Origin of the sequence: Flavicella sp. (assembly GCF_029238425.1) — a bacterium.
Lineage (GTDB): Bacteria > Bacteroidota > Bacteroidia > Flavobacteriales > Flavobacteriaceae > Flavicella.
In genome coordinates this window covers 1-8,589 of sequence record NZ_JAQWGB010000155.1, presented here as the reverse complement: position 1 = coordinate 8,589, position 8,589 = coordinate 1, and the positions used below count along the sequence as shown (strand labels likewise).

The 8,589-nt window shown below is 34.3% G+C and carries 6 protein-coding genes and 1 pseudogene; 4 read left to right on the top strand and 3 right to left on the bottom strand.

The annotated features are described in order from the left end of the window. The 3 genes and pseudogenes from P8H68_RS10875 to uvrA form a co-directional block, all read right to left on the bottom strand. A pseudogene (locus P8H68_RS10875) lies at nucleotides 1–1,301 on the bottom strand (aminopeptidase); the annotation flags it as partial. 14 nt (nucleotides 1,302–1,315) lie between these two features. Beyond that, nucleotides 1,316–2,029, bottom strand: a complete 714-nt coding sequence (locus P8H68_RS10870; RefSeq protein WP_300324832.1) for a TIGR00730 family Rossman fold protein — start codon at nucleotides 2,027–2,029, stop codon at nucleotides 1,316–1,318. A gap of 91 nt (nucleotides 2,030–2,120) precedes the next feature. Next, nucleotides 2,121–4,952, bottom strand: a complete 2,832-nt coding sequence (gene uvrA / locus P8H68_RS10865) for an excinuclease ABC subunit UvrA (protein ID WP_300324830.1) — start codon at nucleotides 4,950–4,952, stop codon at nucleotides 2,121–2,123. 142 nt (nucleotides 4,953–5,094) lie between these two features. On the opposite strand from uvrA, the gene P8H68_RS10860 reads away from it, so the two are divergent. The 4 genes from P8H68_RS10860 to P8H68_RS10845 all read left to right on the top strand — a co-directional run. Then, a complete protein-coding gene (locus P8H68_RS10860) occupies nucleotides 5,095–6,171 on the top strand; it encodes an ABC transporter permease (RefSeq protein ID WP_300324827.1) in 1,077 nt (358 codons plus the stop codon). Nucleotides 6,172–6,297: 126 nt separating this feature from the next. Beyond that, nucleotides 6,298–6,795, top strand: coding sequence for a TlpA disulfide reductase family protein (locus P8H68_RS10855; protein WP_300324824.1), 498 nt, complete (start codon nucleotides 6,298–6,300; stop codon nucleotides 6,793–6,795). A 32-nt stretch (nucleotides 6,796–6,827) separates the two neighbouring features. Next, nucleotides 6,828–7,589: a triose-phosphate isomerase gene (gene tpiA, locus P8H68_RS10850; protein WP_300324821.1), complete on the top strand. Its 762-nt coding sequence runs from the start codon at nucleotides 6,828–6,830 to the stop codon at nucleotides 7,587–7,589. A 147-nt stretch (nucleotides 7,590–7,736) separates the two neighbouring features. Then, the coding region (locus tag P8H68_RS10845) for a LamG domain-containing protein (RefSeq protein ID WP_300324818.1) at nucleotides 7,737–8,589 on the top strand (853 nt) is incomplete at its 3' end.

The window sequence follows — 8,589 nt, the reverse complement described above, 5'->3', positions numbered from 1 at the left end:
AGCCCAAGTCCAGCTTTGTAGCTATTGATTGTTTTTCTATTGAAATTGGAAAGAGAGTCAATACGTGTAGTCAGCGATTGGTCTAAATTTTTACGAGCACTAAATTGATACATAAATGGATATTTGGAGTTGAAGTCCATTTTGGTTAAATTTAATGTTCGAATTCCCCATATGTCAGAAAGGTTTCCTAATATTTTTGCTTCAGGGTAAAATTCTTTACAATATTCCATCAATAAATAAATCTCAATTCCTTCTGGTAACCAGTAATCTTCATTTTTATTGACGATGACCATTTCCTCTACCATTTTTCTGCTTAAGGCTTTAAAAAATTCTATATCCCATTTAAAAACATCAGAGAAGTCACTTAAGAATTTTGGTACATCCAAGCCATAAGCTCTGTTTTTAAAGGCTGACTCTCTATCAACCATGATTTTTTTATGTGGGAATTTACCGAGGTGTTTTTCAATAAACGCGATTTCCCTATTGATTACACTTTTTTTGAGGGTAGCAGGTAATTTTTTATCATCTATATTTGAGATTACCGTAATATGGTCAGTTTTGTAAACTGGGTAGCTTTTTTCTTTGGTGATGTTTAATTGAATATCTACCCTGTTTTTTCCTTTGAGGTTATAGATAGCAAGATTTTTTGAATAAGTTTTAGAGCTATATAAATCTGTGTTTATATGATAAGGAATAGGGACATGCAACTTTAAATCATAATCCATGACTTCCATATACATATGGTCTACATCTTTGTTGTTATATGCTTTCCATTCTCCATTTTCATTTACCGCGGGAACCAGATACCAGTAACGTAAAATATAATCGTTTAGATAATCTTTTCCGTAACCTGTAAATCTATTGCTAGGGATTTTAACCTTATAATTGGCTGTTAATATTAAAGAGTCATTTGGTTGCAATTCTTCCTCAAGGATAACTTCAACAATTTCTCGAGAGTGATTGTAGTTTTGGTATGTAGCAGGTTTAAAATTTATCGAAAGCCGTCTAATTTCGGAGTTACCTCTTTCTATAGAATCCGCAAAGTATAATGACTTTTTAAAATTTGCTAACATCCGTTTTGTTAGAATCGTATTTCTATCAATAAAACTATTAGGCCAATTATGAAGTACTAAGTTGTTGAGGGTTTTTCCACTTTTATTGACATAGGTTATTTTCTGTTGGATAGCCAATTGATCGACTTCAGGAAGCAATAAAGCTTTGATTTCAATCTTTGAGTTTTGTGCATATCCAACAGATAGGGTAACTGCTAAAAAAATAAAAAACGGTACTATTTTTTTCACAGTCTCTTTCTCTATTAAAAGTTTGGTTTTAAACTATATTTAGCATAGAATTTATTAAGATGCTCTATCGCTTCATCTGCAGAATCTACTATTCTAAATAAATTCAAATCTTCTTTACTAATTGTTGCATTTTCTTCAAGCAATACCTTTTTTATCCAATCTATAATTCCGCTCCAAAAACCAGAATCAACTAATATAATAGGAAAACGGCCTATTTTTTTTGTTTGAATCAAGGTAATAGCTTCAAATAATTCATCTAAAGTACCCATTCCTCCTGGCATCACAATAAACCCTTGAGAGTATTTCACAAACATTACCTTTCTGACAAAGAAATAATCAAAATCAAGGCTCATCCCTTTACTAATAAAAGGATTGTCATTTTGTTCAAAGGGAAGTTCAATGTTCAAACCAACGGAAGTTCCGTTTCCTCTGTGTGCACCTTTGTTACCAGCTTCCATGATTCCAGGTCCACCTCCGGTAATGACTCCATAACCGTTTTGTGTTAGTTTGTATCCAATTTCTTCAGCTAAAATGTAGTGTTTATGATCAGGTTTGGTTCTAGCAGATCCAAAGATACTTACAGACGGTCCGATGCGACTTAAGCGTTCATATCCATCAACAAATTCAGCCATTACTTTAAAAATGGCCCAAGAATCATTTGTTTTTATTTCATTCCAAGTTTTTGGGGTAAATCGATCTCTTATTTTTCTATCTTCGTTCGGGCTCATATGTTTCTATTTGATATACTGTCATCTATAATACTTTAGGTAAAGTCGTAGATGATTAGTGATTTGTAGAGCTAATGATACAGCTTTTAAACTAAGATTGCAAGAGTTCTTTCTTTAAAAATTTTGCGGTATAACTTTTTTTGTTTTTTATGATTTCTTCAGGAGTTCCTTTGCATAAAATAGTCCCTCCATTACGACCTCCTTCTAGACCAACATCGATAATATGATCGGCTAATTTAATGACATCCATATTGTGCTCTATAATCAACACAGTATTCCCTTTATCCGTTAGTTTATTAAGTACATTCATCAATACATTGATGTCTTCAAAATGTAGCCCTGTTGTTGGTTCGTCTAGGATATAGAATGTATTTCCTGTATCTTTTTTAGCAAGTTCTGAAGCCAATTTTATTCGTTGTGCTTCACCACCCGAAAGAGTCGTAGATTGTTGACCTAGTGTGATATATCCCAGTCCTACATCTTGAATAGTCTTGATTTTTTTATAGATTTTAGGAATGGAATCAAAAAAAACAACGGCTTCGTTTATGGTCATGTTTAAAACATCAGAAATTGATTTTCCCTTGTATCTGATTTCTAATGTTTCTCTGTTGAATCTTTTACCATGACAAGTTTCGCATTCTACAAAAACATCAGGTAAAAAGTTCATTTCAATAACTTTTAGTCCGCCTCCTTGACAGGTTTCACATCTTCCTCCTTTAACATTAAAAGAAAATCTACCTGCTTTATATCCTCGAATCATTGATTCTGGGGTTTTGGCAAAAAGGCTGCGGATTTCACTGAAAACTCCTGTATAGGTTGCTGGATTTGATCTTGGAGTTCTTCCGATAGGAGATTGATCGATGTCGATTATTTTATCAATATGTTCCAGGCCTTTAATTGATTTATAAGGCATTGGCTCCTTGACCCCTCTGTAAATGTGTTTATTTAAAATAGGGTATAAAGTCCCATTGATTAAAGTGGACTTTCCGCTTCCGGAAACACCGGTTACACAGATCATTTTACCTAAAGGAAAAGTAGCGGAAACATTTTTTAAGTTGTTTCCGGAAGCTCCTTTCAATACAAGTTCATTTCCATTCCCTTTTCTTCTGGATGTTGGAACTTTAATTTGCTTTCTTTTAGTAAGGTAATCAGCCGTTAGTGTGCTTTCTTGAATCATTTCCTTGTAAGTTCCTTTGCTTACAATTTCTCCTCCATGTCTACCTGCACCAGGACCAATATCAAGCACGTAATCTGCGCACTGCATCATATCTTGGTCATGTTCAACTACCAGTACTGAATTTCCTATATCTCTTAATTTGATCAATGAATTGATAAGTCTTTCATTATCTCTTTGGTGCAAACCGATACTTGGTTCATCCAAAATATACAATACACCAACCAGTTGAGATCCTATTTGTGTTGCAAGTCTAATTCGTTGCGCTTCACCACCTGAGAGGGATTTAGAGGTTCTATCTATGGTCAAATACTCTAATCCTACATCTAGTAAAAACTGAATACGAGTACGAATTTCTTTGATGATTTCAACTCCAATTATTTTTTGATCTGAACTTAATTTAGGTTCCAATTGAGAAAACCATTCTGCCAATTCTCCAACATCCATTTGAGCAAGTTCAGAAATGTTTTTACCTGCCACTTTAAAATGTAAGGATTCTTTTTTCAATCTATTTCCGTTGCAGGTAGAGCACTTGCTCTCATCCATAAAGCCTTTAGCCCATCGTTTGATAGAAGTAGATTCGCTATTGTGATATTGATCTGTAATAAAGGCATTGATCCCCTCAAAATCAATCTCGTACTTACGAGTTACTCCAAGGGATTTAGAATTAATTTCAAATTTTTCTTTGCCGCCGTTTAAAATAATTTCAAGCGCTTCTTTGGGAATTTTATTTATTGGATCGGTTAACTTAAAACTAAATCGATCCGCTATCAATTGTAGTTGTTTGAATATCCAACTGTTTTTTTGTTCTCCTAAGGGCGCAAAACCACCTGCAGCAATAGAAATACTTGTATCTGGAACTAATTTTTCAAAAGTAGTGTGTTTGACAACTCCAAGTCCATTACAAGTGTTACAAGCTCCTTTCGGAGAATTGAAAGAAAATGAGTTAGGTTCAGGATTAGGATAGGCTATTCCGGTAGTTGGACACATTAAATTTTTACTAAAGTATCTTGGAGTTTCTCCTTGATGCTCAATAACCATTAAAATATTTTCACCTGCATACAAAGCTGTTTTAATACTTTCTTCCAGACGCTTGGTGTTGTCTTTATTGACAACCAGCCTGTCCACTACAATTTCTATATCATGTGTTTTGTAGCGGTCTAGACGCATTCCTTTTTCAATATCTTTTATTTCTCCATCTACGCGAACTTTTACAAAACCTTGTTTCGAGATTTGTTCAAAAAGATCTCTGTAATGTCCCTTTCTTGATTTGACAACAGGAGCAAGAATGATTGTTTTTTTAGTATCGTAATCTTTTAAAATTAAATCAATGATTTGTTCATTGGTGTAACTCACCATTTTTTCTTGCGTTTCATAAGAATATGCATCGGCGGCTCTCGCAAATAATAAACGCAAGAAATCATAGATTTCAGTGATGGTACCAACGGTTGATCTCGGATTTTTATTTGTGGTTTTTTGCTCAATAGAAATAACCGGAGAAAGTCCATCGATTTTATCAACATCTGGCCTTTCTAAGCCGCCAAGAAATTGACGAGCATAAGCAGAAAAAGTTTCTACATATCTTCTTTGTCCCTCTGCATAAATGGTGTCAAAAGCCAAGGAAGATTTTCCGCTACCACTCAAACCCGTGATGACCACTAGTTTTTCTCTAGGTATTTTTACATCAATATTTTTAAGATTATGGGTTCTAGCCCCCAAAACTTCTATGTGCTCTTGTGTGTTTTCCATGTAGAATTAAAAAAAACAAAGATACTTAAAAAGAGTATATATTATTGGAAGTTCTAGGAATCTTAAAAGAAGAAAAACGGATGGTTTTTAAAAAGCACAAGCTGATTAATTTTATTACATTTGTGTAACTTTTTTAAAGAGGATGGTTCAAAATATTTTACAGAAATTAGGCTATGGTGTTTTTACCTTGTATGGGGTAGCAACGGTTGTTTTTTTACTGTTTAATGTATTACCTGGGGATCCCGCGAGAATGATGTTAGATCAACGGCAAGATAGTGAGCAGTTGGCAATGGTGAAAAAAAAATATGGATTCGATAAACCTTTGATTACTCAGTATTTTTATTATTTAAACGATATCTCAGTAGTGTCTTTTCATAGTAATACATCAGATGATTTTTCATTTATAGAGGATGATAAATACAGCATTTTTTTTGAGGTTCCATTTGATGATTTTCAAATTGTTTTAAAAGCTCCATATTTAAGAAAATCTTTTCAAAAAAACGGGAAGCCTGTGAGTGAAATTATCTCAGAAACACTTCCGAATACTGCTGTTTTGGCAACGGCATCGATCGGGATTGCATTGGTTATTGGAGTGCTTTTTGGCATTTTTTCAGCTTTGTGGAAGGATACGTTTTTTGATAAATTCATAGCTGTTGTGAGTACTTTAGGAATGAGTTTACCTTCTTTTTTGTCAGCCATAATTTTTGCCTGGCTTTTTGGATTTGTTTTGAAAGAGTATACAAATCTAAACATGACTGGGAGTTTGTTTGAAGTAGATGATTTTGGAGAAGGAAGTGTACTTCGATTGAAAAATTTAATATTGCCGGCCATTGTTTTAGGAATTCGTCCTCTGGCTGTAGTGATTCAATTGATGCGAAATTCTTTATTGGAAGTGCTGAATCAAGATTATATAAGAACGGCGAAAGCCAAAGGATTGTCTCAATTTCAAATTGTGAAAAACCATGCTTTTAAAAATGCAATGAATCCTGTTGTGACTGCCATATCTGGTTGGTTTGCTTCTATGCTGGCAGGAGCAGTATTCGTTGAATATATTTTTAATTGGAACGGATTAGGAAAGGAAATTGTTGAGGCCTTAAATACCTTGGACCAACCCGTGATTATGGGAGCTGTATTGGTGATTGCGAGTTTGTTTATTTTGATAAATATTTTGGTAGACTTAATTTATAGTTGGTTAGATCCGAAAATAAGATTGGGTTAGGTTAATGTACATCGAAAACGTTTAAGTATTAGAAAGATGGAATCTTTTTTATCTTAGTATTTAACTGTAAGTTTGTGCATCGATTTAAGACCAAAAAAATGAGAAACTAAATCGAACAAAATAAAAATGAAATTTTTACAAAACATAGCTTTTTTTCTTTTATTGCTTGCCGCTTCTTGTGGAAAAGCACAGGATAAAACCAAGTTTTCAAAGGAAGCTTTGGCTGAAGAGATGATCGATGTTAATGGAGAGCAAATACTTTTTGCGGAAGTTATTTCTAAGTACAAGGGAAAACGTGTTGTTATAGATGTTTGGGCTTCTTGGTGCAGTGATTGTATTGGAGGGATGCCAAAAGTTAAAGAGTTACAAAAGGAGTATGGAGATGCCGTCTTTTTGTTTTTGTCCGTAGATAAAGATTATACTTCCTGGAAAAAAGGAATAGAAAAATACAACGTACTAGGGGAACATTATTTTATTCCGGCAGGTTGGAAAAGTGATTTTAACAATTCTATCGATTTGGATTGGATACCAAGATATATGGTCGTTGATGAATCGGGTAGGATTAAATTACATAAAGCCACAAAGGCATCAGATAAAAAAATAGAAAAAGCTATAAAAAGCTAAAAACGTATAATTGAACGATTAAATTAAATAAAATGAGAAGTAAAATTGTAGCAGGAAACTGGAAAATGAACAACGACTTAGCAGCGTCAAATGCCTTAGCTAATGGATTGGTAGAAGGATTAAAAGGAAAAACATTAAACAATACAAGAGTTGTTGTTGCTCCAACATTTGTAAACTTGACTGCTGTAAAGCAAGCAACTGAAGGTTCAGTTGTAGAGGTTGCTGCTCAAAATATGCACCAGGCTAAAAGTGGGGCATTTACAGGAGAGATCTCTGGAGAGATGCTTACTTCTATTGGTTTAGAATCTGTGATTTTAGGTCACTCTGAAAGAAGAGAGTATTTTGGAGAATCGGATGCATTGTTGGCAGAAAAAGTGAACGCTGCATTAGCAAATAACTTAGAAGTAATTTTTTGTTTTGGTGAAGTTTTAGAAGATCGTAAATCAGGAAATCATTTTGCTGTTGTAGAATCTCAAATCTCGAATGCATTGTTCGCATTAGAAGCTTCAGCATGGAAGAATATCGTATTAGCATACGAGCCAGTATGGGCCATTGGAACAGGTGAAACTGCTTCAGCGGATCAAGCTCAAGAAATGCATGCATTTATCAGAAAAATCGTTGCAGATAAATATGATGCAACTTTAGCAGAAGAAGTTTCTATCCTTTATGGAGGTTCTTGTAAGCCAGGAAACGCAAAAGAGATTTTCTCTAAAGCGGATGTTGATGGAGGATTGATTGGTGGAGCTGCATTGCAAGCTACTGATTTTATCGCTATTATTGAAGCAATTCAATAAGCAAACACATTTTTATATTTTAAGGTTGAATTTGTATCATTGATACAGATTCAACCTTTTTTTTTGTTTACATGTATAAAGTACTGTTGTTCGGTAGTTTGCGTTTTCGTATCTTTAGTCATTATCCTACCCAGAAAAGTTTGAGATATGTTGAAAGATTTAAAACCACCTATAGCATTTGCTATTGTATTCTTTTTTTGCATAGCGAGTTTTGCTGCAAATAACTTTAAACAGGAGATTCCTCCAAAGTGGAGTTTCTTAGATTACCTAGCACAAGGTAATGAAGAAATTAATTATATTGAATTTTATACTACAGCTGGCTTAGAAAGTTCGATGATGGCTATTACGGCTGATATTGATACTGATGGAGACACCGTAATTGATGGAGCAGATTTAGATGATGATAATGATGGGATTTTGGATGAGGTGGAAAATTCCTGCGCATTGATATCAGGCTATGATGGTTATTATACTTTTGATAATACTTTGGATGATTTTTCAGGAGAGGATCATGATCAGCAAAACTCAAGTATTCCCGTTTATTCAACAAATAGCGTTACAGGTTCTCATTCTATTGATTTTAGTACCGATTACTTAGTCCAATACAGTGATGGGTCTTTTTTGATAGACCCTGTGACAAATTTCACTTATTCTTTGTGGGTGAATCCATCTTCTATTTCAATTTCGGAACAAGTGATTTTTGAAGAAGGAGGTAGGGTTAATGGAGTTGGACTTCGATTGATTAATAACACCTTAGAGTGTTTGGTGCATGAGGATTTTAATTCAAGTTCTCCATCCACCTTTACGCTACCAAGTGCTAATGCTTGGTATCATATCGCAGTTACCTATAACAATGGAAATTTGACTTTGTATTTAGATGGAGTTCCTAGTACCACGGTAAATTCTGGCTATGGACAAATTAACAGGCACCCTGGTTCGTCTGGCTTGGGGGGAGTTCAGGGAAACTCTGTATACAATCAAGGTGGGGGGTTTTACTTTA